Raw genomic sequence first — 25,631 nt, 5'->3', positions numbered from 1 at the left:
AAAAGAAGGAGGTCCGTATGATCAAGGTTGAAGATATGATGACTCGCAACCCTCATACCCTATTGCGCTCACACTCACTGGCCGATGCAAAGCACATGATGGAAGCGCTTGATATCCGCCATATTCCGGTTGTTGATGCCGACAGACAACTACTTGGCGTCGTCACACAGCGAGACGTTCTTGCCGCTCAAGAATCTAGCCTACAAAACATCCCACAAGCTCAATCCTATACTCTTGCAACACCACTCAATGACATCATGCACAAGAGTGTTATGTCTGTAGAGCCGCGCGCAGGACTAAAAGAGTCTGCTGTTTATATGCAGAAACACAAAGTGGGCTGTTTACCTGTCGTAGAGAACCACGAACTCGTGGGCATCATTACAGACAGCGATTTCGTTACGATAGCCATTAACCTGCTAGAGCTACAAGAAGAAGCGGAACCGGAAGAGGTCGAAAGTTAGTCCGTTTGTATTACTCACGATAATCCTTAGAGCCTTTGAACCTGAGGCTCTTAACATATCTAAATTCTGACACGTCTAAAATCTCATCTATTTTTATGAAAAGCCGAGAGAAAAGTTACAAAAAACAACAATATCAACAACCGATTTTACCCATCATTCTTAGACATCAAAATATAGTGGATACATACTATTTATTGATATATTTATCGTTAGAATCATGTAAGAATTTGTTAAGAATAAAAACAAGCTGCCTTACTAGGAATGATATTTATGAGTTTAAAGAAATTGCTGTCCTTAGGTTTTGGCGTGATTCTCGCGCTAATTTTGGTTATTTCAGTCGTTGCTTCATTACGCTTTTATCAATCGAGTGATGGGTTTAACACCTACCGCTCTCTTGCAATAACAAGTGTCTCAACAGGTCGAATCCAAGCCAATATACTGGAAGCTCGTTTATCTGCACTTAAATATATTAAAAACCCTATTCCGTCACATGCTTCTGAACTGAATAGACGTATCACCGCATCAAATCAATTGATAGATGAAATATTAGACTCTCATCTTGACGATCTACACAAAAATGAATTCCTAACGATAAAGAAGCAGCTTGATCAATATAGCCAAGGCTTTAACAAGGTTGTTCAACTTGTTAATACTCGAAACAACCTAGTTCAAGAGGCCTTAGACCCATCAGGAGTCAATATGCGTGAGGCAGTGACTAACCTAATGACCCAGGCTTCAGCTGAAGAAGATTTAGAAGTTGCTGTCAGTTCAGGACAGCTTCAGCAGCATGTATTGCTATCAAGATTGTACTCTTCTAAATTTCTGACGAGCAATAAAACAGAAGATGCTCAGCGTGCTGAAAAAGAGTTTGCCTCTGCCGCACTACTTGCAGAAACAATCGAATCTCAACTCATGTCGATGGAACAAATCAACTACTTAAACGATTTCACTAGTGCCTTCAAAATTTACCGCAACACATTTTCAAAAATCGTTGACACTATAAACACGCGAAATGGCATCATTTCAGGGACTCTTGATCTTGCTGGTGTTAATGCAGCAAAAACAATTGAAGAGATAAAGCTATCAACAAAGTCAGAGCAAGACTCTGTCGGGCCTAATATGGTCGAGCGATTCTCTAACGCGCAATTTGTGCTTGGCGTTCTTTCAATTCTCGTTGTCGCCGCTTCTCTTAGCATTGCCGTTTCGATTTACCGCAGTGTATGGAAAGTCGTTGGAGGAGAGCCAAGTGACATCCAAGCAATTGTTGCCGAAGTCGCCGCTGGTGATCTTTCAAAGCAGATTCCAATTACGGGTAAAGAAACCGGTATATACGCAAACATTTTAGAAATGCGCCAAGAACTACGTCGAATAATCGATGGTTTCCACCAGATTTCAGACAATGTTTCAGCAGCCTCCGTTGAGCTAACCGCGGTAATGAGCCAAACAGAAGGAAATGCTCAACAAGAACTGAGTCAAATGGAACAAATCGCGACAGCCATCAATGAACTTTCTAGTACTGCGAGTGAGGTTAGCCAGAATGCAGCTAGCGCAGAGAGCGCTGCAACTGGGGCAACGACAAATGTCAAAGATGGCAGTGTTTCCCTCGATGCATCAGATGATATATCTCGAAAAGTTGAAGACTCGATCGAAGAAACATCAAACATCGTTAATCAATTGCAAGAGTACTCGGTAGAGATCGGTAGTGTTATTGAAGTGATCAATTCAATTTCTGAGCAAACTAACTTACTTGCGTTAAATGCAGCCATTGAAGCCGCTCGAGCGGGAGAGCAAGGCCGAGGCTTTGCGGTAGTTGCAGATGAAGTTCGTTCTCTTGCCGCTAAAACGCAACAATCAACGGTCGATATTCAAGAAATAATATCTCGCCTTCAGGCTCAAGCGAAAGATGCGAACCAATTTATGCAATCCAACCTTTCGTTAGCAGAAGAATCTAGACAGTATAGCGAACAGCTTCGTGCTGCATTCGCTTCTATCACTGACTCTGTACAACTAATATCTGATATGAACACACAAGTAGCCACAGCGTCTGAAGAACAATCAGGCGTAACACAAGATATTTCACAAAATGTTTCTCTGACCTTTGATATTGTTCATCAAAATGTTTCAGGAATTGAGCAGAGCAAACAGGCAAGTGAAGAACTCTCTTCATTAGCTGTTAAGCAAAAAGACTTGCTGAGTTTTTTCAAAATCTAACGTTATAGTAAAATAGATAAATAAGCTTCTAACGCCACTATTTGTGGCGTTTTTCTTTTCAAATGAACAAACAAAAAGAGCAGCCAAATAGCTGCTCTTTTTCTTTTGAATTTTATTTTCTAGTTTTTTAAAGCAATTCTGAGACCACATCAGCTAACTGATGAAAGGTTTCAAGACGTGACGAGCTTGGTCGCCATACAAGGCCTATGTCTCGGTATGCTTGTTGGCCTGGCGGGTCGATCACCACTAAATTCTGATTTTGCAACAAACCATGATCGATCGCCATTTGTGGGATAAAGGTGGTTCCTAAACCATTTGCCACCATTTGTACCAACGTATGTAGGCTTGTGGCGGTGAACGGGTTTATCTTCTCTTTGTCGGTTAGCTTACAAGCTGATACCGCGTGCTCGGTTAAGCAGTGCTCGTTCTCCAACAAGAATACAGATTCGTCTGGCAGGTCATCATATTTAATCGGAACACGAATACCATCGGCTTGATTGCGGCTGATTACCATTCTGAAAGGGTCTTGCCCAACAACTTTGCTCTCCATGTTGTCGATATCGACAGGCAAAGCCAGAATCAGTACATCCAACTCACCATGACGCAACGCAGCCAATAGGTTAGTGGTCGTGTCTTCCCGTAACAACAAGTTCAACTGTGGAAAACGTTGGTTCGCTTCTTGTACCAAATCGCACAATAGGAATGGAGCAATAGTAGGAATACACCCTACTCGCAACTGCCCTTGCATCGCGTCTCCATTACATAGATTTCCGAGCTCAACCAAGTCTTGCCCTTTCGCCAATAACTCTCGACCATGCTTAACCACCAGCTCACCCGCTTGAGTGAAAACCAATGGGCTCTTTTTATCTTTCTTCTCATAGAGAGGACAACCAATGAGTTCTTCCAGGTTTTGAATGCCTTTACTTAGTGTCGATTGACTCACGAAGCAGCGATCCGCAGCGTCGCTAAAGTGGCGAGTTTCGTGAAGAGTAACAAGATAGTGAAGTTGCTTAAGACTTGGCCATTTATTCATGAAATTACTTTGTAATATGAGTAGGATAACTTAAGTGAAGGTCATTTGACCTAAGGAACGGACAAAGAATAAGCTTATCGCTTTTTTCGATTAACTTAATCTATTTAATTCGCTTTTTTCTATAGTACCGATTGTACTATAGTTTGTCCCGTAGAAACGGAGCCCAAACAAAGATGTGTTGGGCCAACTAATTTTTTAGGAGATTCCAAATGGTACTAGTAGGTCGTCAAGCCCCTGACTTTACTGCAGCAGCTGTTCTAGGTAACGGTGAGATCGTTGATAACTTCAACTTCGCAGAATTCACTAAAGGTAAGAAAGCGGTAGTTTTCTTCTACCCACTAGACTTCACTTTCGTTTGTCCTTCAGAGCTAATCGCTTTCGACAACCGTCTAGAAGATTTCCAAGCTAAAGGCGTTGAAGTAATCGGTGTTTCTATCGATTCTCAATTCTCTCACAACGCATGGCGTAACACTGCTATCGCTGACGGCGGTATCGGTCAAGTTAAATACCCTCTAATTGCTGACGTTAAGCACGAAATCTGCAAAGCATACGATGTTGAGCACCCAGAAGCAGGCGTTGCTTTCCGTGGTTCTTTCCTAATCGACGCAGACGGCCTTGTACGTCACCAAGTAGTTAACGATCTTCCACTAGGTCGTAACATCGACGAAATGCTACGCATGGTAGACGCACTAAACTTCCACGAGAAGAACGGTGAAGTATGTCCTGCACAATGGGAAGAAGGTAAATCAGGTATGGACGCATCTCCACAAGGTGTTGCAGCATTCCTATCTGAGCACGCTGACGACCTAAGCAAGTAATTACCTCTTAAGCCCGAACTCAACGCGGGTTAATGGTTGGAAGACTCTCTATAAAGAGAAATAAAGCATAAGCTAATAGCGCAAAGCGCACCGCCAATCAGTTAAGAAGTAAAGTCCTATTAAAAGCCCGAAGTTAACGCTTCGGGCTTTTTTCATATCTCTCCGACGACAATTCTCTACCTAAACCGTCTCTGCAACATTTAATAGAGGCAGTTACAAGAACAAACTTTACCCCTATTTTCCTCTGCTACCACCTATTCATATCCGTATCTAGGTTGTTATGATTTCGTCCGTATCTTTTTGAACGGATAAATACGATGAACACCGAAATTGAAGTCTGTATCGATAACTTAGAATCTCTATATAACGCACTATCTGGTGGCGCGAATCGAATTGAGCTTTGCTCTTCATTAGCACTTGGCGGGTTAACTCCAAGCTTCGGAATGATGAAGCAAGCGGCAAAAATTTCGTCCGTACCAGTTTATGCCATGATACGACCGAGACAAGGTGACTTCATATTCGATTATGACGATATCCTCTGTATGCTGGAAGATATTGAAGCTTGTGCAAGAGCAGGGTTGAATGGCGTCGTTCTGGGTGTACTAACACCTGATGGTGAGATTGATATGTCTGCAATGCAAATTCTCTCAAGCAAGGCTCACCAATTCAAACTAGCAATCACCTTCCACCGTGCAATCGACCAACTTCAGGATTATAAAGTAGCGTTAGAGCAGATTATTGAGCTTGGATGTGAAAGGATCCTGACGTCAGGGCTTGCTATTAATGCAGAGCAAGGCATCAATGTGCTCGCAGATATGGTCAAACAAGCCGATGGCAGAATCGATATCATGGCTGGTGCTGGCGTCAACGCAACGAATGCCAAAATGATTCAAAGCTCCACCCAAGTACCTGCACTTCACCTTTCAGGTAAATCGACAAGACCCAGCCTAATGGAAAGCAATTCAAGCGCTCAAATGGGCAGTAATGATGTTGATGATTATCAGATACCAGTAACTGATGCGAATAAGATATCCAATGTGAGAGCTGCCCTCACCGCTTAGGGTAATCGTCACTAACACAAATCCAGAGAACCACGCTGACGAATCTAGCGGACTGGCGTATATTAGAGTTAATAGCACAGAAAATTTTCATGGACAGATATGGCTAAAGACTTATTCAGCTCTCTTGATTTAAACCTGTTACGAACATTTCTTATTGTTTATCAAGAAAAAAACACCAGAAAGGCTGCGGAACGTTTATTCGTTTCTCAGCCAGCGGTTAGCCAAGCCCTACAAAAGCTAAGACACCACTTCAACGATGACCTTTTCGTAAAGGTTCATGGAGGCTTACAACCTACGGCATTTTCAGAGCAGCTCACCAATCAAATAAAACCATTCATGGACGGTCTATCTATCGCGGTTAATACATCAAACACTTTTGATCCGAAAGAGATCGATTACACGTTGAAAATAGCCCTATCTCCAGTGGTGCTTTCTTGTCTGTCTGGCTCACTTTTTAAAGATATAAAAGCGCAAGCACCAAACGCTAAACTAAAGCTTGTTCCATGGTCAAACTCGTCTGTCTCAGATATACAAAAAGATGAGGTTTTGATTGGAGTAAGCGACTTAGGGGAAAAGACAAGTAAAGAAGTTTATACAAGGCAGCTCATTGAATTAACAGGACGTATATTTGTTAGGAAAGATCACCCTTTAAAGCAAAACACCGTGACTCCATATGACATGGCAGGGTACGAAATCGCATCTTTAGTAACGCCAGGTTGGAATGACAATTTTAGCTTAGCGTCTCAGATTCTAACCGACCTTTCCATCGAGCATCGTATCGGTTTTCGCAGTGAGTTGGTCATGGCTCTGATCGACGTTATTCAACATACTGATATGTACATGCCCCATTCCAACCTTTTCCCAGTAGAAAACTATCCGACATTACGCGGGATAGATGTCTCAGTGGACGGAAAAACACTGAAAACTCCGGTCTATAGTTATATACACATTAAAAATCGAAACTCACCTTTAACAAATTGGCTTTCAAAACTCATAGAGCAAGTTTTATCAGAACAAGTACAAAAGTAAGTTCGATTAAAAGTTATATATTGTATTTTACTCTTCCGGACGCCAGCTCAGTGCGCTAGCAATAGTACCGATAACTAATGTGTCTTTTTCAGCGTCATTAAGTTCAGGTAACATCTGTAGCGTTATCATTCCATTTGTCTGTGCAGCCGCTACTTCTTGCGAAGCGTGTTTAAAGCTATACCCTAGTGGTTTTTCTACCGACATTAAAAGGTCTTTACTTGAATGGACAGTTTCTACGTCATATTTATTCGCCCCAACTCGGATGTAGCCAGCTTCTTTCTTTTCTAAGCTAACACTGATCATCCCAGATTGAGGCTCTAAAACGAACTCTCCTATATTCTCATTGCTTTGAGATACAGAACAGCGGTAAGGTTTATTGCCACCAAAATCAACACCCATGTAGTTAACTGAAGTGCCAGCGCCAGAACAGACTAAGTTCCACACTTGGCCATTATCGACTCTAGTGATTTCAGCAGCCAGCTCACCCTCTTTGAATGAAACAGTCTCAAACCATGTTGAACCTGATGAATCTCGGCTATATTTACCTTGGTACATACCTGCAATATCAAACGTCCCTTCTTGTCCTAACCCCCAAAAATCACCATCAGTTTTAACCATGAGTTCTGGCTGCTGATTAACCGCATCTGATTTGTCCATGATGGCAACGCTGCCGCACGCAGTTAACGCGAAAAGAGGAGTCACAACGAAAAGAAACTTCTTCATACTGATATCTACCTAAAAATAAATGTAAGGGAAAAATTCAGTAAAAGAATAAATTAAAGATAAGTAAGAATATAGCGAGCATCAATGAGCTATATCGATACTATCGTTATTTCTCTCATGAGCCTTAAACAAATACATTACAGAACATCAGCTTATGTTTAGACACTTCTATCACGCTCGTTTTGTAAGGCTACGTAAGACCCAAAGATCACGTGTAATGATTTACTCCTGCTGATAAGCAAGCATTATCACAGAGATAATCAATGCGAATTAGCCTGCTCTTTCAAAGCCCATATAATGATCACCGTTAGCCAGTGATTTCACTGGATTCACGCATGGATCGACCTAATGCTAAGGAGAGCGCAAAATTACTTCGGTGGTACCATGAAATTTAAAACACTTCTTTTAGCTTCAGCTTTATTCTCAACCTCTGCACTTTCAAATGGTCTTCACTTATCTCCTGAACTAAAGATTGGTTCTTATCATGGTTTTGGAATACAAGCAGGTATTACTGATGTGGAAAATCTAGGTGCGGTTTATCTGAGCTATTCTCAGCTTTGGTATGACAGCGACCGATACGATGAAACGGTTGATGCGTACCGCGTTGGTATTCAAAATATGTTTGGAAGCAACCAGAACCACGGCTTTCAGGCGGAGATTGGTGTAGCGAGTTATGACGGAACAAAAACGCGTAACGGCGAAATTGAAGAGAAGACAGCACATGGTTTAAGCCTAGGTGGAGCCTACGTTTACCAAGCAACACCAGTGCTTGGGCTACGAGCTGGTGTGGATATGAATATTTTTGATCACAATAAGACCTTCGTGCCTTACGACACAACAATCAACCTTAACCTTGGTGCAATTATTCGCTTCTAAAGTTAATACCTACTTCAGTGCGTCATCTAGGCTTTGATCACCAAGGTGGCGTACATCTTTACCTTTCACAAAGTAAATAATATATTCACAGATATTTTGGCAACGATCTCCCACTCGTTCAATCGCACGAGCTGACCACATCACTTGCAGGATATTGGGGATGTTCTTAGGGTCCTCCATCATGTACGTCATCAACTGACGAATCACAGCTTCATATTCCGCATCCAGCTTATCGTCAAGTTTATGTACTTCCGCCGCCGCGTCTACATCCATACGAGCAAAAGCATCTAATACTTGATGCAGCATAGTGATAGCCTGACGACACAATGGTTCTAACGAGACGTGAAATTTTTGTTCTTTGGTCGAAGGGATCTCAATCGCACCCTGTGCGATTTTAGAGGCCACATCGCCAATACGTTCTAGATCAGTAATGGTTTTGATGATCGCCATAATCAAACGCAGATCTTTGGCAGTCGGCTGACGTTTCGCGATAATACGAGTACATGCTTCATCGATTGAAACTTCCATCGCATTCACTTTATGGTCGTCACGAATTACTTTTTTGGCCAGTTCCGCGTCATCTTTATGAAGCGCTTGCATCGCAAATGACAACTGCTGCTCTACCAATCCACCCATAGTTAATACGTGTGTACGGATAGATTCTAATTCGACATTAAACTGTCCTGAGATGTGGCGACCAAAATGCATGTCAGCTCCTTAAAAGAAATGAATAAAGTCATTTATTTTAGAGTGACTTAGCTCTAGATGGCGCGAACTTAAACGTTAGCCGTACCTACCTGTAATGTAGTCTTCCGTTTGATTTTTCAATGGCGAAGTAAATATAGAATCAGTATCTGAGTACTCGATCAACTTACCCATATGGATAAAAGCGGTGTGGTCACTCACGCGAGCTGCCTGCTGCATGTTATGAGTAACAATAACAACGGTGTATTGGGTTTTAAGTTCGTTGATCAACTCTTCAATCGTCAATGTCGAAATCGGATCGAGTGCCGATGTTGGCTCATCCAATAACAGCACTTCAGGTTCGATGGCAACCGCACGAGCGATGACTAAACGCTGCTGTTGACCACCCGATAACCCAAAGGCGTTCTCATGCAAACGATCTTTGACTTCATCCCACAACGCCGCGGCGCGCAGAGAGCGCTCAACTGCATCATCAAGATCTCGGCTGTTGCTCACGCCTTGCAGCCTCAATCCATAAACCACATTCTCATAGATAGATTTAGGAAAAGGGTTCGGACGTTGAAACACCATGCCGACTCGGCGTCGTAAGGTCGCGACATCCACCTTAGGGTGATAGACGTTCTTGCCATGAAGCTTTACTTTTCCGGAAACCTTACAACCTTCAACAAGATCGTTCATGCGATTAATGCAACGCAGTAGAGTCGACTTACCACACCCTGATGGGCCAATAAACGCGGTCACCTGTCCCTTTGGGATTTGCATTGAAATATCATCAAGTGCTTGGCTCTCTTTATAATAAAGATTCAGCCCTTCAATCGAGATAGCAATTTGCTCATCCTTCAAATTGTGAACATCAAGTGGTGCTTGGTAACCCAAGGTTTCATTAATCGAGAACATCTAATCTTGTCCTAAGGTTCGGTATTTTTCACGCAAGTTATTACGGATATTGATGGCCGTTAAATTCAATCCAACAATCACAGTAACCAGTAAAAATGAAGTCGCATACACTAAAGGTCGTGCCGCTTCGATATTAGAGGTTTGAAACCCAACATCATAGATATGAAAACCTAAATGCATGAACTTTCTGTCTAAATGCAGGTATGGGAACTGACCATCCACAGGCAAGCTTGATGCGAGTTTCACCACACCCACCAGCATTAATGGGGCAACCTCCCCCGCAGCTCTCGCGATTGCCAAAATCAAACCGGTGATAATCGCAGGGCTTGCCATCGGTAAAACAATGCGCCAAAGCGTCTCGAATTGAGTAGCACCAAGCGCTAATGAACCGTGCCTCACGGAGCTAGGGATACGCGTTAAGCCCTCTTCCGTTGTTACAATAACAACGGGTAATGTTAATACCGCTAAGGTCAGTGCGGACCATAATAGGCCCGGCGTACCAAATGTCGGAGCGGGTAATCGTTCTGCGTAAAACAAAGAATCGATTGAGCCACCTATGGTATACACAAAGAATCCTAAGCCAAATACACCATACACAATCGACGGTACACCCGCTAAGTTAATTACGGCAATACGAATCAAACGTGTTAATGCGTTGTTTTTTGCATATTCATGAAGATATATCGCAGCAACCACACCAAGAGGCATCACTACAATCGACATAAGAATAACCAACAGTACCGTGCCAAAAATCGCAGGAAACACACCGCCTTCAGAGTTTGAGTCTCGTGGGTTCTCCGACAAGAACTTCCAAACTTGTTTTCCCCAATGTCCAACCTTTTCAAGATAAGACATATTATTCGGGTACCAATAATCCAAAATATGACTGAGCGAAATTTCAACCTGCTCTCCTGTCATATCTTCTACCAACAAGCTTTCGACATTGAGCTGTGTTCTAAGATGCTCAAGCTTTACTTCGGCTTCAGCCAACTGGCGATTTAATTCCAGTTTAGTTTGAGTATAGGTTTTAAGGTATTCATCGCTCACTGACTCATTGAGTTCAAGCTTACGTTTTTCTAAGCGCAAATTTTCCAATTGCCAGCTGATATTGCGGATTTCTTGGTTCACTACACGCGACGTTTCTTTACGTAACGTATCAGCGAACGCCAAGCCTTGCTCGAGCTTTTGGTCTATGTTCGAATCAAAGGTGCCAGAAGCGGTTATAAAACCCACTGGTTTACCAAAGAAATAACCACCTCGACTTCGCTCAATCACAGCCCAGTCAGGTGGGGTGGTTGGTTCACGTAAGTTCACATCCAAAATGGAAACAAAGTCCGCTGGATAAATCTCCCTGTTGGCAACTTTGATACTTAAGCGCTGAATTAGCCCAGTCGACAGGTTTTGAGTCGACAAGAGGTCGTGTACTTGTGGGACTTGCTCTATCGGGATGTATTTTCGTTCATATAACTGGCCAATCAATACATCTTGCTTTACTACCGTTTCGTCGAGGCCGACAACTAACGATGCATCTTTAGAATCCACTTGCCATTGGTACAAAGGAGCAGGCCAAAAATAAGTCAAGCCCTTCCAGCCAATCAACAGCATTAGGCCAAGAACCGAAAGCATACTGATGCTCACCGCCCCGCCCGTAAGCCAGATCCACGGAGAGCCTGATTTAATCCAAGACAATAATGACTTCAGTTTATTCATCATGAACGACCTTGCTCTGACGTGCTGAACCCAAGGAAGAGCCAAGTTCGTGAGATACGCTAATCAAACAGCGAACAGCCATTGATAGAGATTGAGGTAGAGTTTTAAAACTACAGCGCACGATATTTATCTCTCAGTCTTTGTCTAACCCACTCTGCGACAGAGTTCACCGCGAACGTAAAAATAAACAGTAAGAGTGCTGCTAAGAACAACAATCGGAAGTGAGAACCACCCACCTCGGACTCTGGTAACTCGACAGCAATTGTTGCCGATAATGTCCTCATCCCTTCCAAAATATTCCAGTCAAGAATAGGGGTGTTACCTGTCGCCATCAAGACAATCATAGTCTCGCCAACCGCTCGTCCTAGCCCCATCATGATTGCAGAAAAGATACCTGGGCTAGCCGTCAATAACACCACATAAATAAGGGTCTGCCACGCTGTTGCGCCCAGCGCCAGTGAGCCATCGGATAAATGTTTTGGCACAGAGAAAATAGCGTCTTCTGCAATCGTGAAAATTGTCGGGATGACAGCAAAGCCCATAGCGAAGCCAACCACCAGCGCATTACGTTGGTCAAAGTCGATGCCATAGTTAGCCAAGAAGGTACGAATATCACCACCAAACAACAAGGCTTCCATACCATTTTCACCAGCAAAGACTGCCATCACAGTAATCACCAATACCGGGATCAATATCAGAGCATGCCAACCATTAGTAAAACGGCTCGTCACCATTTTTGGCAAACAGAACCAAACAAGCCCAGTCAGTAGCGTGCTCAGTGGTAATAGCACCATTAACGAGAAGACGGCCGTTAAATGCGTTTCAACAATGGGAGCAAACCAAAGCCCAGCCAAGAATCCGATGATAACGGTCGGAAGAGCTTCCATCAGTTCTATCGACGGCTTCACGACTCTTCGCATTCGTGGAGACATGAAGTATGCGGTGTAAATGGCTCCGAGCACAGCAACCGGCACGGCAAACATCATCGCAAACAAAGCGGCTTTGATAGTACCGAATGTGATAGGGACTAAACTGAATTTTTCTTCAAAGTCATCGTTCGCCGACGTTGATTGCCAAACGTATTGTGGCTCAGGATAGCTTTCGTACCAGACTTTTTGCCAAAGCGATGAGAATGATATTTGCGGATATTCGTTATCAACTTTAGCCACGCTGATGGTGCCATCAATCAGCGTCGCCAAATGCAGTTCGTTAGCAGACATAGCCGCTAATTGTGGTGACTTATCAAATGCGCGCTCAAACAGCGACAGCTTTTCACTGGTCGTATAGTGGCTTTGTAATGTGCCATTCTGATAGAAACTATAAAAACCCTTTCTATAAGTATCTGGCAGAATAAACTGAACCTCTTCGGCGAGTTGGAAGTCGCGAATATGGGTCAGGCTACGCTTTTCATCTTTGAGTACATCGAACCACTGAGAAACCTGTCCGTCCTCATGCGTAACCAACAGTGAATAAGCTCCAGACAGTAAATCGATACTTTTCACCGAGTGCTTCGCATCATTTAAGCTAAGATCAATCACTTCACGAACATTGAAGCCGCTATCGGATAACTTCAATACAACTAAATCCGATTGTGCTCGAAGATATAAAGTTTGGCCATCAGGCGTGACTAACAACTGTTGCTGTAAACCCAACTTATCCGACAGCCATTGACTCTTCTGAAAAACATACTGACCAGTAAGATCACTCTGGTACCACTTAACCAAAACTCGTTGATCGCTTAGCTGAGCGGCAACCGTGATACCACGTCCATTCTTAGAGAACGCAAATTTTTCGATTGTTGTTCCGTTTGATGATTCATCATTTAAAAACGGTTCCGGGAGATCGATTTGCTCAATTTTAGGTTCGGCTTCACTGCCCTTTTGCAGCACAGGCGCACTATACTCAGGGTAGAAAAAAGTAAGGTTGCTTGCGCTATCAGCAAAGGCAAACCAGTTTTCAGATGGGGTATTTCGAGAAAAAGCGATGGGGTTAGCTAAAACATTACGCTCAAAGTAAGAATGTGTATTTTGAGACTCTAAATCCCAAAACTGCACCAAACCGGATTTTTCGATAGTAAACGCATGCTGACCGTATTCATCCACGGATAAGGCGATAGGCTTTTCTATGGCTACTGTCTTCACGGCTTGGTCAGTATCTAAACCAGTATCAGAAAATACCGGTAAAATGACCATCGCCAAGTAAACAAAGATCAGCACCAGAGCAGCTAGAACACTGACCGCGCCACATGTCACCGAAAAACGGACGAGACGATCTTTCAACCATCTTTTTTTGTCGCGCTCTTTCAATGAAAATTGGGCTGAAGCCATCTGTTTATCTACCTTTTTTTAGCTACTGACATAATATGTACGTTAGATGACAATTATATTACAAGTTACGTTAAACAACTGAAACTAATAACAAGTTTGTTGACCATATTTCTTAAAGTAAGATCATAGATTTTGTGAATCTTGTCATTCTAAATTAAAGTAACCAGCTCTATAGCCAGCACTCAAGGATTATCATCTCGATGGAAAAAGACTATGTCACAAAAGAACTTAGCTGGTTATCCTTCAACGAAAGAGTGCTCCAAGAAGCAGCCGACAAATCAGTACCCTTAATCGAAAGAGTTCGTTTTTTAGGTATTTACTCGAAAAACCTCGATGAGTTTTACAAAGTCCGATTTGCTGATGTGAAACGAAAGATCTTACTTCAAGATCCTCAATTACCTGCCAACTCGCAGAAAACCCTGCTAACTCAAATGCAGAGCCAAGCAAGTAAGCTCGATGCTCAATTCCATGAATTGTATAGCGAATTACTATTGGAACTGGCGCGCAATCGTATTTTTCTGGTCAACGAACAGCAAATCAGCGAAGAGCAAAGTGAGTGGATCAAAAAGTATTTTAAGAAAAAAGTGCTTCCACATTTAACTCCGTTTCTCTTGAACGAAGATAGCCAGTTACTCAATATTATCAAAGATGAACAAAGCTACTTGGCGATCGACATTGAGCAAGAGACATCTTCTCAATATGTCTTACTCGAAATCCCATCTGAAGCTCTCCCTCGATTTGTTAAGTTACCAGACACTTCGGGTTCACAGCGTACGACTTTGATCTTATTAGATAATATAGTTCGATTTTGTTTAGATGACTTGCTTAAAGGATTCTTTGAGTATGACTCCGTGCGTTGCTTTGCTATAAAAATGACTCGTGATGCCGATTATGACCTTCAAGAGAGCAATGAAAATACTCTACTAGAATCTATGTCGTTGGGTTTAGAACAGCGTTTGACGGCACTACCGATACGCCTTATCTATGAGTCAGAAATGCCCGCTGAAATGCTCAATTTCTTACAAGTCAGACTTAAACTATCTGACTATGACAGTGTCATTGCGGGTGGTCGCTACCATAACTTCAAACACTTCTCTGAGTTCCCACGCCTTAATCGACGTGATTTAGTTAATCGTCCACTACCCACGATTAAGTGCGCGCATTTCAGTCATTACCCAAACTATTTCGAAGCGATCAAAGCTCGTGACATCTTGTTGCATTACCCTTATCACACCTTTAATCACATTACTGAACTCGTGAGGCAGGCTTCCTTTGACCCGAAGGTAACTTCCATAAAAATAAACGTTTACCGTGTTGCAGAAGGTTCAAAGCTCCTTAGCTCGATCATCGATGCGGCGCACAATGGTAAGAAAGTAACTGTCGTCGTTGAGCTTCAAGCTCGCTTTGATGAGCAAGCCAATATTCAATGGACCAAGAAACTTCAAGAAGCCGGTATAAAAGTCATCCATGGCATCCCAAGTTTGAAAATCCACTCCAAGCTGTTGCTCATTAAACGGAAAGAAGGCAAGCATACGGCGCATTACGCTCATATTGGCACCGGTAACTTTCATGAAGTAACAGCGCGCGTGTATACCGATTTTTCTCTGCTCACTGCAAATGAAGATTTGACTCAAGAGGTGAGACAAGTCTTTAAGTATATTGAAAACCCTTATCAAAAATCACAGTTCAAGCAACTGATTGTGTCACCAAAGAATACAAGAAAACGCCTGTATCAGTTGATAGATAATGAAATACAAAACGCGATAGAGAACAAGCCTGCAAGTATCACTCTAAAACTCAACAATTTGGTCGACCGAGAGATCATTGAGAAGCTCTATCAGGCCAGCCAAGCCAATGTGAAAGTGAGAATGGTCATTCGTGGTATGTGCTCTCTCGTACCGGGAGTCTCCAACATCAGTGAGCAGATTGAGATTGTTAGTGTGGTCGATCGTTTTCTCGAACACCCAAGAGTGATGATCTTTGGTAACGCTGGTAATCCAAAAGTCTATATCTCCTCTGCCGACTGGATGACACGAAACTTCGATCACCGCATCGAAGTCGCCACTCCAATTTTAGATCCAAAGATCAAGCAAACCATTATCGATATCACCGAGTTTCATTTCGATGACAGCAACAAAGCTCGAGTGCTAGACCAATCGATGAGCAATCCTTACATACAAGCTCCAACAAACCCACTCGATTACCCGACGTCACAACTCTCCACTTACCACTATATTAAACGTATGGAGAAACTTGCTCGCAAGAAGTACAAACAAGAGAAGAAATCATGCCGCTAATTGATAACAAACATTCTCGATGTATTGCCGCTATCGACTTGGGTTCGAACAGTTTTCATATGGTGGTTGCCCGAGTATTCGAACAACACCTGCAATTAGTCAGCAGACACAAACAGAAAGTGAGATTAGGTGATGGGTTGGATGAGTTTAACTTCTTATCCGAAAGTGCTATCGAGCGAGGCTTGGAGTGCCTCAAAGTGTTCGCAGAACGACTAGCGGATTTTGAACTTGATGATGTAAGAGTTGTTGCGACTCATACCCTAAGAAAAGCCAAAAACGCTCAAGACTTCTTAGAGCAAGCCAAACCACTGTTTCCTTTTCCAATAGAGATCATTTCAGGTCAAGAAGAAGCTCGAATAATCTATAACGGTGTAGAACACACTCAAACCGCTTCTGAATCTAAATTGGTTATTGATATCGGTGGAGGGAGTACGGAACTCGTCGCAGGGCAAGGCTTTACGCCCCTAATTATGCGCAGTTTACCTATGGGATGCGTCAGCTTCACTCAACACTTCTTTGCTGACGGAGAGCTAACCTCACAACACTTCTCAGATGCTTATACCGCGGCTACTCGTCTATTGATGCCATTGATTGAAGAATATACAAAGGCGCCTTGGGAAATCGCCTTTGGCTCATCAGGGACGGCTAAATCAATAAAAGAGGTACTCATTGGTTTAGGCTTTACCGATGGTCTCATTACGCCACAACGTCTGTCCTATTTGAAAAATCACTTATGTGAGTTTTCATCATCCAAAACCTTAGACCTTTCAGGTTTAAGTGATGAGAGAAAGCCGGTGTTTGCTGCTGGCGTCATCATTCTTTCAGCAGCCATGGATACGCTAGACATAAAGGAGTTACATTTTTCTGATGGCGCCCTGAGAGAAGGCGTTCTTTATGACATGGAGGATAGGTTTAAAGATATTGATGTTCGAACAAGAACTGCCGAAACGCTCGTCTCTCGATACCATGTTGACGTAGCTCATGGCCAGAGAGTCAAAGAACTCGCCCTTGCATTACTGAAACAAGTGCAGCCTCAAGTAACGACTATGGTCACTAATGAGCTGTATGATCTAGTTGGTTGGGCTGCACTACTTCATGAGGTAGGGCAAAGCATCGCATTCCAAGGCTATCACCGCCATTCGGCTTATCTGCTTAAGCACACGACAATGCCCGGTTTCAATACTGAGCAACAACGTCTTATCTCGACATTGGTTCGCCACCAAAGAAAAGCGATTAAGCGACAAGACTTGCCGGAACTGTCTCTATTTTCTCCACAACAAATAACGCTACTAATTCGCATATTAAGACTCGCTATCTTACTCAATCGTCAGAGAAATCAAGCACTAGTCCCAGACACGACTCTAACGATTGAACAACAGGATAACTGGGGATTGAAAGGATCTAACAGCTATTGGTTGGCCCAAAACCAACTGCTTGAATATGAACTCAAAGAAGAACAACAACGTTGGCAAAATGCTGGATGGTCGTTAAAGGTAGAATAACGACCAGTCAAAATAAAAACAGCCTGCGACTTAGCAAGCTGTTCATACGTTCGTTTTCTAAGTTTGTATTAGCCTCAATCAGAGCCCGACTTTTGCCAACTCTTGCTCCGCGAACTCAGGCGGTATCGCTAAATAGCCATCTTTCTCTACCAGTTCTTGCCCTTGCTTCGAGAATACAAAAGTGAGGAACTCTCTCTCTACAGGAGAAAGCGGTTTATCTGGGTGTTTATTCACATACACATAGAGAAAGCGCGATAGAGGGTAATCTCCGCTTAAAATATTCGCTCGAGTAGGCTCTACGTAATCAGAACCATGCTCCGCAATAGGAATTAACTTTACACCAGCCACTCGATAACCAATACCTGAGTACCCTATCCCGCAGATTGATGAAGCGACCGACTGTACAACCGACGCTGAGCCTGGCTGTTCATTGACTCGGTTCTTGAAGTCGCCACTACATAATGCGTTTTGTTTGAAGTAGCCGTAGGTTCCCGAAACGGAATTACGACCGAACAGTTGGAATCTATGTTTTGCCCACGGCTGGCTGATACCTAAATCTTGCCAATTGTTTAGCGGCTTAGTCGCGCCACAGCGCAATGTCTCCGAAAATATGCTGTCAATTTCGCGAAAATTAAGCCCCTCGATAGGATTATCACGATGCACAAAAAGACCAATCGCATCGATAGCAACTCGAAGCGCCGTCGGCTTATAGCCATGCTCCCTTTCGAACGCTTCCACTTCTCGTAGGCGCATTGGACGACTCATAGGCCCAAGGTGAGCAGTACCTTCCGTTAATGCAGGAGGTGCAGTGGATGAACCAGAAGCCTGAACTTGAGCATTCACGTTCGGGTAGTAAGACTTAAACTCTTCAACCCATAACGTTGTCATTCCCGCTAAGGTATCGGAACCGACAGACAACAAGCTGCCAGAAATACCCGGAACCTTAGAATAATCAGGAAGAGAATCGACACTTTGCTCGGCATGAACAGGGGTAACCAAAGCTAATGCTAATAATGAACTGATGGGGAAACGCATCCGGCGTATTAAGGAACTCATGACACTGTCAATCGGCTAGGTAGCGTGAAATGGAATCGGCTACCAACACCCACTTCACTTTGAATTTCTAAATGTGAATCATGGTGACTAAGCGCATGTTTCACAATCGCTAACCCTAGGCCACTGCCCCCAGTATCGCGTGAGCGTGCTTTATCAACACGATAGAAACGCTCTGTAAGTCGATGCAAGTGTTGTGGTTCGATACCGTCTCCGGTGTCTGACACATCCAAACACGCACCTTGACTGGTTTGATACCAACGAACCTTTACGGTCGCACCAGGCGGCGTGTATTTCACTGCATTGTAAACCAGATTCGATATCGCACTTCTTAACTGATCTTCATCAGCTAATACGCGTAAGCTCTTATCAATATCAAATTCCAGCTTGTGTTCTCGCTCTCCACTGAGACTAACGGCTTCTTTTTCAAGAACTTCCAACATCGCCGGAACGTTAACCACTTCATCCAATTCATGCATTGGCGCCGCTTCTATCTTAGAAAGAGTAAGAAGCTGATTGACCAAACTGTTCATGCGATTCAATTGCTCAGTCATCACACCATGAGCCTTAGGCCACATAGGCCCAACGACCATGTCTGGATCTTCCGTCATTTCAAGATAGCCCTGAAGTACGGTCATTGGAGTGCGTAGCTCGTGAGAAACGTTAGCGAAAAAGTTACGACGCATGCCTTCTAGCTGTTTTAGCTGAGTAACATCACGTACTACCATGAGGTGTTCGCCCTCGGTATACGGTACGATACGAAGCTCAAGCATGCGCTCCACATTAAGTGGCGAAGGCATCTCTAACGGCTCTGAGAAATCTTGTTTATTAAGGTACTTGATGAAGTCCGGCGTGCGGATCAAGTTAGAGATGGGTTGGCCTGAATCGTCTGGCCAGCGAAAACCCAGTAAATACTGAGCAAGCTTGTTGCACCAAACAATATTGCCTTCACCGCGAAACACCACAACGGCATCGGGTAGGGATTCAGCACCGTTTCTGAAACGGCGGATGAGGTTGGTCAATTCTTTGCGCTTACGACGCTGTCTCTGCTGCATACGATAGATACCGTTAAACAGAGACTCCCAGTTTCCAGAACCTGAAGGGGGTGTTAACCGCTTTTCATCCCACAACCAAGCAGACAAACGCATTTGATAGTGTAGATGCCATGCTAACTGTAATACTGTTGCAGCCAGCAATAACCAAGGTAAATAACCGAATATCCATCCGACTATAATCCAAGGTGCGTAAAAAAAAGCCAGCTCCCAAGCTAGCTTCTTCCAGGTTAACTTCTCAACCATTCAGGACTCCATAAACTGGGCAGTGAAGCCACATTAAGCCTTTGTAGAAAAACGGTAGCCTGCGCCGCGAACCGTTTGAATTAATTTGTCATGACCAGCAGATTCAAGTGCTTTGCGTAAACGTCGAATATGAACATCAACCGTACGATCTTCAACGTAAACGTTGGTACCCCAAACGTTATTGAGCAGTTGCTCTCGGCTGTATACTCGCTCTTGGTGAGTCATAAAGAAATGCAGCATTTTGAACTCGGTTGGGCCCATATCAACTGGGCCTTCGCTTGCTGTCACGCGGTGAGATACAGGGTCTAGCTTAAGACCTTGTACATCAATCACATCTTCTAGTGCAGTAGGCGTTACACGGCGGATAACCGCTTTCAGGCGAGCAACGAGCTCTTTTGGTGAAAATGGCTTGGTGATGTAATCATCAGCGCCCACTTCTAAACCACGCACCTTATCTTCTTCTTCGCCACGAGCCGTCAGCATCACCACTGGGATGTTGCGAGTTAACTCTTCACGCTTCATGTGCTTGATAAAGTTTATCCCGCTACCACCAGGTAGCATCCAATCTAGTAATACTAGATCTGGGAAAGGTTCACATAGCTTGTTTACCGCTGTATCGTAATCTTCAGCCTCTACTGCTTGGTAGCCTTTTTGTTCAAGTACAAAACACAGCATCTCACGAATAGGTGCTTCATCTTCAACGACCAGAATCCTTCTCGACATAATTGAATAGCCTTAGTATTTAATCAACGCATTGCATTATCTGGTTTAATTATGACACTTTTGTGACCTTTGAAAACAAATTTTCATATAACTGTCTCAAACATTTCACTTTTAATTTTTATTGCAGGTATAAGACAAATGGATCGAAATCTCCTATGATGAGCGTCTTCAGATAAAGGTATGAGAAATATTTATGTGGTTTAAGAATTGCCTCGTCTATCGCTTTAATCGTGATATAGACTTCAACGCAGATCAGCTAGAGAAACAACTTGAAGAGTTCCGTTTTACCCCTTGTGGTAGCCAAGACAAACAGAAGTTTGGTTGGGTAAATGCGATGGGTAGACACGGCGATATGATGACGCACGTATCAGAAAACCGCATTCTAATCTGTGCAAAGAAAGAAGAGAAAATGCTTCCAGCTTCTGTGATCAAAGATTCATTGAATGCAAAAGTAGAAACGCTTGAAGCGGAGTCTGGTACTCCTTTGAAAAAGAAAGAGAAAGACAGCCTAAAAGAAGACATCATCATCGATCTTCTTCCTCGTGCTTTCAGCCGCAGTAACTTTACTTACGCGCTGATCATGCCGAAAGAAGGCTTTATTGTGGTTGATGCTAGCAGCTACAAAAAAGCTGAAGACGTATTGGCATTACTACGTAAAACTATGGGTAGCCTGCCTGTAGTGCCAGCTATTCCAGAACAAGCGATTGAAACAACGTTAACTGAATGGGTGAAATCAGGTGATACGCCTCAAGGTATCACTATGCTCGATGAAGCAGAGCTTAAATCAATCCAAGAAGACGGTGGTATTGTTCGAGTTAAGAAACAAGAACTAGAAGCTGATGAGATAAAGAACCACATTGAAGCCAACAAAGTTGTAACTAAGCTTCTTATTAACTGGCAAGATCGCATAGAGTTCATCCTTGCTGAAGATGGCAGCATCAAGCGCCTGAAATTCAGTGATGAATTAAAAGATGAGAACGACGATATTCCTCGTGAAGATCAAGCAGCGCGCTTTGATGCAGATTTCTCACTGCTATGTGGGGAGTTCAGTGTTTTCCTTCCAAACCTATTTGAATCATTAGGCGGGTTAACTCAACCTAACGCTTAATTGTTCCGATTTAGAGCTCAGGTGTCGACGATATCTGAGCTTGTTTTCTTCTCCACCCCGCCTATCAACACCTAACAACACTCTTCGCAATACCATTGTTATCTTTAGGGCTATCAACCAAACTCATTTTAGCGTAAAATTTGCGCCCCTTTGATATCACTTGGTGGTATCAACCTGACTTGAGATCAGATTAGAGAACGAAGCAATGACGACACAAAAACCATTTGTACCTGAACTATTATCACCGGCAGGAAGCCTTAAAAACATGCGTTACGCATTCGCCTATGGCGCAGATGCAGTATACGCAGGCCAGCCACGTTACAGCCTTCGTGTTCGTAACAACGAGTTCAATCACGAAAACCTACAAATCGGTATCGATGAAGCTCATGCTCAAGGCAAAAAGTTATATGTTGTATGTAACATTCAGCCACACAACTCTAAATTAAAAACATTTATCCGCGACCTTAAGCCAGTTGTTGAGATGGGCCCAGACGCACTTATCATGTCAGATCCAGGTCTTATCATGATGGTACGTGAATCATTCCCTGAAATGCCGATCCACCTTTCAGTTCAAGCAAACGCAGTAAACTGGGCGACCGTTAAGTTCTGGTCAACTCAAGGCGTTGAGCGTGTGATCCTATCTCGTGAGCTATCTCTTGAAGAAATCGAAGAGATTCGCGAACACTGCCCAGAAACAGAGCTAGAAATCTTTGTTCACGGTGCTCTATGCATGGCTTACTCTGGTCGTTGCCTACTTTCTGGCTACATGAACAAACGCGATCCAAACCAAGGTACTTGTACTAACGCTTGTCGTTGGGAATACAAGACAGAAGCTGCAAAAGAAGACGAAAACGGTCAGATCGTTGAAGCTAACCCTACAGGCGTTGCTATTCAAGAAGTAGAAACTCAAGGTATTGAAGTTCAAGACGAGCGCCCTGACAACACTCTAGGCCTTGGTAAACCAACTGATGAAGTCGTTTTACTTTCTGAATCACACAAACCTGAAGAGAAGATGGCAGCGTTTGAAGATGAGCATGGAACTTACATCATGAACTCGAAAGACCTTCGCGCAATCCAACACGTAGAGCGTTTAACTAAGATGGGCGTTCACTCTCTGAAAATCGAAGGTCGTACTAAGTCTTTCTACTACTGTGCACGTACAGCACAGGTTTACCGTAAAGCTATCGATGATGCTGTTGCAGGTAAGCCATTTGATGAGAGCCTAATGGGTACGCTAGAGAGCCTAGCTCACCGAGGCTACACTGAAGGCTTCCTACGTCGTCACACTCACGATTCATACCAAAACTACGAATACGGTTACTCTATCTCTGATACTCAACAGTTTGTTGGTGAATTCACAGGTAAACGCCGTGGCGACCTAGCTGAAGTAGAAGTGAAAAACAAATTCCTAGTTGGTGACAGCCTAGAAATGATGACACCTAAAGGTAACGTTGTTTTCAAACTAGAAGTGATGGAAAACCGTAAATCTGAAGCGGTAGACGACGCAAAAGGTAACGGTCACTTCGTATTTATTCCTGTGCCAGCAGATCTCGATCTAGAGTATGGCTTGCTAATGCGTAACTTGAGCGAAGGCCAAGATACACGTAACGCATCAGGTAAATAACGGTTACTTGGGAAAGATAAATGGCTCTACTAATAACTGACAAGTGCATAAACTGCGATATGTGTGACCCAGAATGCCCAAATGGTGCAATCACTATGGGTGACAGTATCTTCGAAATCGATCCTGATTTATGTACTGAGTGTAAAGGTCACTATGAGAAGCCAACATGTCAGTCAGTATGTCCGATTACAAAATGTATCATTACTGACCCGAACCATATTGAAACTGACGACGAATTATTAGAAAAGTTTGTCATCATTCAAGGCTTGGCCTAAAAGATAAAAGGTTCAACTTAATCATCAAGTTGAACCTTTTTTTTAACCCGACTTTTCAATGGGATATATGTTACAGAACATCTCTTTCTCAAATTGATATTCGAGTCGCTCTCGCCAGTTTATTGATTGAGCTATCGGAACAAGATAGAAGTTTTCTCTACTGGTGTCGGTCACAAATGCCATTCCATACTGCATTAACTCATAGTGAACATCATTTACGAAGCTAGGATCTAAACGTTGTCTGCCTGTTAGCTGATTGATATCAGCTCTTGAAATAGAAATACCCGAGCTTTCAGCGTTGAACCTATGTCTTAACCATTCTGAAAATTCCTTTGCACAAATCATAGTCATAGTCTTATCCTTGAATTATCTATCGACGGGCATCAGACTCTGATTTCGCATACTGCGTATAAGCCGCATCTTTCACCCCAAAAAACACTCAACCCCTGACCAAACCTTGTCAAATTAGTCATCGTCGCCCTTGCTGATATCATTATTGATTTTATTGATATCAAACGATGTTCTTAATCTCGTGTTTATAAACTCTAGACAAAAGTGTGATATTTCTCCAGTTTTAGAGTCGAGAAAACCAGTGGCATTACCACTGCAAAAATCCTCGATGAAGAGGGTTACTTATTTGATATCAAGGCCAAACATTGACTTGGCATCACTTTAACTCTCTTTTTTTTCTTACTTTTAACGACTTTTTTAGGTGGAGGAACGGGAATGGTCTTTGGAGCCCAACTTGCAAGTTCATCTCCACAACCATCACCTTTAGGAGGGCTTGCTTGAGCTATACAGTTTGAGCTGCCATCAGGACACTTTAAACGAACGTGGAAGTGGGAATGATGCCCCCACCAAGGCCTGATTTTACCTAACCAAACTCTCCTATTGGAATCAGAGTTTTCTTGTTCACAAAGGGTTTGCTTAATAACTGGGTGAACAAAAATTCGCACCACTTTTTCATCTTTGGCTGCATAGCGAATCACTTGAAAATGATCATCGGTCCAATTCGATTCACGCAATTTGTAGTTAGTGAGATCGACAACGCTCATTGGCTTAGGTACGGCAAGTTCATTCTCTGAAAGTTTTTTATCAGTGAGCCTTAACCATATATCAATATCCAAACCAGTCTGGTGACTTGAATGACCCGAAGAAAAACGTCCTCCACGAGGCAGAGAAATATCACCCACTAATAGATTTGTGTTGAGTTGTTTGCTTGTAGTTAAACCAAGCCGTTCAATAAACTGAATAGCTTCGGCATGGCCATAATAGCGTTCTCTCTGAGGGCGGATCACCTGATAACCTTGCCCATTAATTGGCAAAGCTTGCGCCCCGTCAAGACAACCATTAGCGTAACTACCTATGGATGAGGTTGAATTTCTTGTTGGGCTTTTCTCTTTTTCCCACGAGGTTGCTGATACAACAAACGAACAAAAGATAAGAGCCAATGTACAAAATAACCTCATAACAATTCCAAATAAACGATCACTGTTTTTATACTAGTCGTCATTAGGGAATTGGTGTATGTCGAGAGTGATATTTTTGGGATAGCTTGAGAGTTATCTACTGACTTTAGATATTTAAGTGAAAAAGCTTCACTATTCCTAGCGAATCTTCTCAATCTGTAGCGATATTATCGTAGTCGAAGACAAAAACTCACAGCCCTGAAACGACGAAAGCCTAGTCATAAGACTAGGCTTTCTAATAAATGGCGGAACGGCTGGGGTTGCAGGCACCGGGACTCGTTGGTCGCAGACCAAAACACTAGATACGAAAAAGCCCTAACATTTCTGTTAGGGCTTTGTCTAATAAGTGGCGGAGTGGACGGGACTCGAACCCGCGACCCCCGGCGTGACAGGCCGGTATTCTAACCAACTGAACTACCACTCCGCAGTGG

The 25,631-nt window shown here is 43.1% G+C and carries 22 protein-coding genes and 1 tRNA gene; 11 read left to right on the top strand and 12 right to left on the bottom strand.

Annotation, left to right across the window (positions count from 1 at the left end; all coding sequences use genetic code 11):
* Positions 1 to 17 precede the first annotated feature (17 nt).
* Together AB6D80_RS00115 and AB6D80_RS00110 are read left to right on the top strand one after the other, a co-directional pair.
* Positions 18 to 461 (top strand): CBS domain-containing protein, encoded by a 444-nt coding sequence (locus tag AB6D80_RS00115; RefSeq protein ID WP_009848278.1) that lies wholly within the window; start codon positions 18 to 20, stop codon positions 459 to 461.
* Positions 462 to 731: 270 nt separating this feature from the next.
* Complete coding sequence (locus AB6D80_RS00110) at positions 732 to 2,672, top strand: methyl-accepting chemotaxis protein (protein WP_371702257.1); 1,941 nt, start codon at positions 732 to 734, stop codon at positions 2,670 to 2,672.
* A 127-nt stretch (positions 2,673 to 2,799) separates the two neighbouring features.
* Here AB6D80_RS00110 and AB6D80_RS00105 read toward each other — a convergent pair whose 3' ends face one another.
* On the bottom strand, positions 2,800 to 3,705 hold the full coding sequence (locus AB6D80_RS00105; RefSeq protein ID WP_009848276.1) for a hydrogen peroxide-inducible genes activator: 906 nt from the start codon (positions 3,703 to 3,705) through the stop codon (positions 2,800 to 2,802).
* Between the two features lie 209 nt (positions 3,706 to 3,914).
* Here AB6D80_RS00105 and AB6D80_RS00100 point away from each other — a divergent pair, with 209 nt between their 5' ends.
* From AB6D80_RS00100 to AB6D80_RS00090, 3 genes are all read left to right on the top strand, one after another.
* Positions 3,915 to 4,523, top strand: a complete 609-nt coding sequence (locus tag AB6D80_RS00100) for a peroxiredoxin C (protein ID WP_009848275.1) — start codon at positions 3,915 to 3,917, stop codon at positions 4,521 to 4,523.
* A gap of 317 nt (positions 4,524 to 4,840) precedes the next feature.
* A complete protein-coding gene (locus AB6D80_RS00095) occupies positions 4,841 to 5,584 on the top strand; it encodes a copper homeostasis protein CutC (RefSeq protein WP_371702255.1) in 744 nt (247 codons plus the stop codon).
* A gap of 99 nt (positions 5,585 to 5,683) precedes the next feature.
* Complete coding sequence (locus tag AB6D80_RS00090) at positions 5,684 to 6,613, top strand: LysR family transcriptional regulator (RefSeq protein WP_372187479.1); 930 nt, start codon at positions 5,684 to 5,686, stop codon at positions 6,611 to 6,613.
* A 27-nt stretch (positions 6,614 to 6,640) separates the two neighbouring features.
* Here AB6D80_RS00090 and AB6D80_RS00085 read toward each other — a convergent pair whose 3' ends face one another.
* Positions 6,641 to 7,336: a hypothetical protein gene (locus tag AB6D80_RS00085; protein WP_371702251.1), complete on the bottom strand. Its 696-nt coding sequence runs from the start codon at positions 7,334 to 7,336 to the stop codon at positions 6,641 to 6,643.
* Between the two features lie 384 nt (positions 7,337 to 7,720).
* Here AB6D80_RS00085 and AB6D80_RS00080 point away from each other — a divergent pair, with 384 nt between their 5' ends.
* On the top strand, positions 7,721 to 8,212 hold the full coding sequence (locus AB6D80_RS00080) for a hypothetical protein (protein ID WP_371702249.1): 492 nt from the start codon (positions 7,721 to 7,723) through the stop codon (positions 8,210 to 8,212).
* A 9-nt stretch (positions 8,213 to 8,221) separates the two neighbouring features.
* On the opposite strand, the gene phoU is transcribed toward AB6D80_RS00080, so the two are convergent.
* From phoU to AB6D80_RS00060, 4 genes are all read right to left on the bottom strand, one after another.
* A complete protein-coding gene (gene phoU / locus AB6D80_RS00075; protein WP_004735072.1) occupies positions 8,222 to 8,920 on the bottom strand; it encodes a phosphate signaling complex protein PhoU in 699 nt (232 codons plus the stop codon).
* A 75-nt stretch (positions 8,921 to 8,995) separates the two neighbouring features.
* Complete coding sequence (gene pstB, locus AB6D80_RS00070) at positions 8,996 to 9,814, bottom strand: phosphate ABC transporter ATP-binding protein PstB (RefSeq protein ID WP_004735071.1); 819 nt, start codon at positions 9,812 to 9,814, stop codon at positions 8,996 to 8,998.
* The gene (gene pstA, locus AB6D80_RS00065) at positions 9,815 to 11,524 is read right to left on the bottom strand and encodes a phosphate ABC transporter permease PstA (RefSeq protein WP_017098087.1); all 1,710 of its coding nucleotides are present in this window, start codon (positions 11,522 to 11,524) and stop codon (positions 9,815 to 9,817) included. It lies immediately after the preceding gene.
* A gap of 110 nt (positions 11,525 to 11,634) precedes the next feature.
* Positions 11,635 to 13,851, bottom strand: a complete 2,217-nt coding sequence (locus AB6D80_RS00060; RefSeq protein ID WP_009848267.1) for an ABC transporter permease subunit — start codon at positions 13,849 to 13,851, stop codon at positions 11,635 to 11,637.
* Positions 13,852 to 14,051: 200 nt separating this feature from the next.
* Here AB6D80_RS00060 and ppk1 point away from each other — a divergent pair, with 200 nt between their 5' ends.
* Positions 14,052 to 16,148, top strand: coding sequence for a polyphosphate kinase 1 (gene ppk1, locus AB6D80_RS00055; protein ID WP_371702247.1), 2,097 nt, complete (start codon positions 14,052 to 14,054; stop codon positions 16,146 to 16,148).
* Entirely contained in the window at positions 16,139 to 17,650 is a 1,512-nt protein-coding gene (gene ppx / locus AB6D80_RS00050; protein WP_371702245.1) for an exopolyphosphatase, read from the top strand. Before ppk1 ends, ppx begins: the two co-directional genes overlap by 10 nt.
* Positions 17,651 to 17,728: 78 nt before the next feature.
* Here the strand turns inward: ppx and AB6D80_RS00045 are convergent, their stop codons facing one another.
* The 3 genes from AB6D80_RS00045 to phoB are packed head-to-tail and all read right to left on the bottom strand — an operon-like array spanning position 17,729 to position 20,724.
* A complete protein-coding gene (locus tag AB6D80_RS00045; protein WP_372187539.1) occupies positions 17,729 to 18,685 on the bottom strand; it encodes a PstS family phosphate ABC transporter substrate-binding protein in 957 nt (318 codons plus the stop codon).
* 17 nt (positions 18,686 to 18,702) lie between these two features.
* Positions 18,703 to 20,001 carry a phosphate regulon sensor histidine kinase PhoR gene (gene phoR / locus AB6D80_RS00040; RefSeq protein WP_372187477.1) on the bottom strand — a complete coding sequence of 433 codons (1,299 nt, stop codon included), beginning with the start codon at positions 19,999 to 20,001 and terminating at the stop codon, positions 18,703 to 18,705.
* Positions 20,002 to 20,034: 33 nt separating this feature from the next.
* Positions 20,035 to 20,724 (bottom strand): phosphate regulon transcriptional regulator PhoB, encoded by a 690-nt coding sequence (phoB, locus tag AB6D80_RS00035; RefSeq protein WP_004735064.1) that lies wholly within the window; start codon positions 20,722 to 20,724, stop codon positions 20,035 to 20,037.
* Positions 20,725 to 20,917: 193 nt separating this feature from the next.
* Between phoB and rdgC the strand changes: the two genes are divergently transcribed.
* The 3 genes from rdgC (at position 20,918) to AB6D80_RS00020 (ending at position 23,731) form a co-directional block, all read left to right on the top strand.
* Entirely contained in the window at positions 20,918 to 21,832 is a 915-nt protein-coding gene (gene rdgC, locus AB6D80_RS00030; RefSeq protein ID WP_004735063.1) for a recombination-associated protein RdgC, read from the top strand.
* A 205-nt stretch (positions 21,833 to 22,037) separates the two neighbouring features.
* Positions 22,038 to 23,456: a tRNA 5-hydroxyuridine modification protein YegQ gene (gene yegQ, locus AB6D80_RS00025; RefSeq protein ID WP_009848261.1), complete on the top strand. Its 1,419-nt coding sequence runs from the start codon at positions 22,038 to 22,040 to the stop codon at positions 23,454 to 23,456.
* 20 nt (positions 23,457 to 23,476) lie between these two features.
* On the top strand, positions 23,477 to 23,731 hold the full coding sequence (locus AB6D80_RS00020; protein WP_371964783.1) for a YfhL family 4Fe-4S dicluster ferredoxin: 255 nt from the start codon (positions 23,477 to 23,479) through the stop codon (positions 23,729 to 23,731).
* A 42-nt stretch (positions 23,732 to 23,773) separates the two neighbouring features.
* On the opposite strand, the gene AB6D80_RS00015 is transcribed toward AB6D80_RS00020, so the two are convergent.
* The 3 genes from AB6D80_RS00015 to AB6D80_RS00005 form a co-directional block, all read right to left on the bottom strand.
* Positions 23,774 to 24,082, bottom strand: coding sequence for a hypothetical protein (locus tag AB6D80_RS00015; RefSeq protein ID WP_009848260.1), 309 nt, complete (start codon positions 24,080 to 24,082; stop codon positions 23,774 to 23,776).
* 278 nt (positions 24,083 to 24,360) lie between these two features.
* Entirely contained in the window at positions 24,361 to 25,200 is an 840-nt protein-coding gene (gene mepA, locus AB6D80_RS00010) for a penicillin-insensitive murein endopeptidase (protein WP_371702242.1), read from the bottom strand.
* A gap of 347 nt (positions 25,201 to 25,547) precedes the next feature.
* Positions 25,548 to 25,624, bottom strand: a tRNA-Asp gene (locus AB6D80_RS00005).
* Positions 25,625 to 25,631 lie beyond the last annotated feature (7 nt).

It is taken from the genome of Vibrio sp. 10N.247.310.17, assembly GCF_041466605.1.
Lineage (GTDB): Bacteria > Pseudomonadota > Gammaproteobacteria > Enterobacterales > Vibrionaceae > Vibrio > Vibrio tasmaniensis_A.
The sequence above is the reverse complement of the archived record's forward strand: the minus strand, read 5'-3'. Positions and strand labels throughout refer to the sequence as shown.

Excerpts from the sequence above, each read along its gene's own strand:
- AB6D80_RS00115 (WP_009848278.1), top strand. The coding sequence starts at position 18 with ATGATCAAGGTTGAAGATATGATGACTCGCAACCCTCATACCCTATTG.
- AB6D80_RS00110 (WP_371702257.1), top strand. The coding sequence starts at position 732 with ATGAGTTTAAAGAAATTGCTGTCCTTAGGTTTTGGCGTGATTCTCGCG.
- AB6D80_RS00105 (WP_009848276.1), bottom strand. The coding sequence starts at position 3,705 with ATGAATAAATGGCCAAGTCTTAAGCAACTTCACTATCTTGTTACTCTT.
- AB6D80_RS00100 (WP_009848275.1), top strand. The coding sequence starts at position 3,915 with ATGGTACTAGTAGGTCGTCAAGCCCCTGACTTTACTGCAGCAGCTGTT.
- AB6D80_RS00095 (WP_371702255.1), top strand. The coding sequence starts at position 4,841 with ATGAACACCGAAATTGAAGTCTGTATCGATAACTTAGAATCTCTATAT.
- AB6D80_RS00090 (WP_372187479.1), top strand. The coding sequence starts at position 5,684 with ATGGCTAAAGACTTATTCAGCTCTCTTGATTTAAACCTGTTACGAACA.
- AB6D80_RS00085 (WP_371702251.1), bottom strand. The coding sequence starts at position 7,336 with ATGAAGAAGTTTCTTTTCGTTGTGACTCCTCTTTTCGCGTTAACTGCG.
- AB6D80_RS00080 (WP_371702249.1), top strand. The coding sequence starts at position 7,721 with ATGAAATTTAAAACACTTCTTTTAGCTTCAGCTTTATTCTCAACCTCT.
- phoU (WP_004735072.1), bottom strand. The coding sequence starts at position 8,920 with ATGCATTTTGGTCGCCACATCTCAGGACAGTTTAATGTCGAATTAGAA.
- pstB (WP_004735071.1), bottom strand. The coding sequence starts at position 9,814 with ATGTTCTCGATTAATGAAACCTTGGGTTACCAAGCACCACTTGATGTT.
- pstA (WP_017098087.1), bottom strand. The coding sequence starts at position 11,524 with ATGAATAAACTGAAGTCATTATTGTCTTGGATTAAATCAGGCTCTCCG.
- AB6D80_RS00060 (WP_009848267.1), bottom strand. The coding sequence starts at position 13,851 with ATGGCTTCAGCCCAATTTTCATTGAAAGAGCGCGACAAAAAAAGATGG.
- ppk1 (WP_371702247.1), top strand. The coding sequence starts at position 14,052 with ATGGAAAAAGACTATGTCACAAAAGAACTTAGCTGGTTATCCTTCAAC.
- ppx (WP_371702245.1), top strand. The coding sequence starts at position 16,139 with ATGCCGCTAATTGATAACAAACATTCTCGATGTATTGCCGCTATCGAC.
- AB6D80_RS00045 (WP_372187539.1), bottom strand. The coding sequence starts at position 18,685 with ATGCGTTTCCCCATCAGTTCATTATTAGCATTAGCTTTGGTTACCCCT.
- phoR (WP_372187477.1), bottom strand. The coding sequence starts at position 20,001 with ATGGTTGAGAAGTTAACCTGGAAGAAGCTAGCTTGGGAGCTGGCTTTT.
- phoB (WP_004735064.1), bottom strand. The coding sequence starts at position 20,724 with ATGTCGAGAAGGATTCTGGTCGTTGAAGATGAAGCACCTATTCGTGAG.
- rdgC (WP_004735063.1), top strand. The coding sequence starts at position 20,918 with ATGTGGTTTAAGAATTGCCTCGTCTATCGCTTTAATCGTGATATAGAC.
- yegQ (WP_009848261.1), top strand. The coding sequence starts at position 22,038 with ATGACGACACAAAAACCATTTGTACCTGAACTATTATCACCGGCAGGA.
- AB6D80_RS00020 (WP_371964783.1), top strand. The coding sequence starts at position 23,477 with ATGGCTCTACTAATAACTGACAAGTGCATAAACTGCGATATGTGTGAC.
- AB6D80_RS00015 (WP_009848260.1), bottom strand. The coding sequence starts at position 24,082 with ATGACTATGATTTGTGCAAAGGAATTTTCAGAATGGTTAAGACATAGG.
- mepA (WP_371702242.1), bottom strand. The coding sequence starts at position 25,200 with ATGAGGTTATTTTGTACATTGGCTCTTATCTTTTGTTCGTTTGTTGTA.